Source organism: Thiolapillus sp. (assembly GCF_048562965.1).
In the GTDB taxonomy this organism is placed as follows: domain Bacteria; phylum Pseudomonadota; class Gammaproteobacteria; order Chromatiales; family Chromatiaceae; genus Thiolapillus; species Thiolapillus brandeum_A.
Map to the genome: position 1 here is coordinate 1 of NZ_JBHNMF010001065.1, position 934 is coordinate 934.

At 45.7% G+C, this 934-nt stretch carries 1 protein-coding gene; it reads right to left on the bottom strand.

The window, feature by feature from the left end; all coding sequences use genetic code 11:
- Positions 1–93: 93 nt before the first annotated feature.
- On the bottom strand, positions 94–934 hold an 841-nt coding region (locus ACOCD2_RS22290; RefSeq protein WP_419626142.1), incomplete at its 5' end, for a hypothetical protein.

The window sequence follows — 934 nt, forward strand, 5'->3', positions numbered from 1 at the left end:
CACACTCTCTCTCCTCCCTCCCCCTCTCTCTCTCTCCCTCCCCCTCCACCCCCCATACACACATACATCTATCACAGTGTAAGGAAGAGAAGGCTACTGGGACGGGAAAAGATGCGTCTTTAGAGCCGATTTGAAGGCTAATGTAGAGTTGGAATGACGGAGTGAGATCGGGAGAGAGTTCCATAGAACAGAGGCCTGATACGAGAATTTGCGTTGTCCAAAGGATTTCAGACGGAATGAAGGAATGCGAAGGAGACGGGTGTCAGAGGAAGAGCGCAGCTGTCGAGAAGGAATGTAGAACTTCAGGAGGTCAGACAGATATGACGGACCATCGTTGTTTACAGATTTAAAGGCAAGGAGAAGCAGTTTGTATTCAATTCTTTGTTCAACAGGAAGCCAGTGAAGAGTGTGAAGGACGGGAGATATGTGATCAAACTTAGGAGTTCGACAGATGAGCCTTGCAGCATTGTTCTGAACTTTTTGAAGTTTGTGAATGAGCTGCTTAGGACAGCCAGCGAGTAGGGAATTGCAGTAATCAATTCTGGACAGGACAAAAGCAGAAATCAGTGTCTTGAGAGCATCTTGTGACAGGTAGTGACGGATGGAATTGATTCTACGCAATTCAAAATAGCAGATTTGACAGGTGCGGGAGACATGTTGCTGAAAAGAGAGATTCTGGTCGAGGGTAACGCCCAGGTTGCGGACAGATGAAGAAAGATGAATCGAGGTTCCATTCAGATCGACAGAGAAAGGGAGAGACAGGCTTTTCTGGTTGTGTTTAGAAGTGATGAGAATCATCTCTGTCTTATCAGGATTCAGTTGAAGTTTATTGTTGTGCATCCATGCCTGAACATCAGATATGCACGATTGTGAAGTCCTAATTATTTCCTGAAGCTGAGCTAGGTTGGCAGAAATGTAGAGCTGGTTATCATCA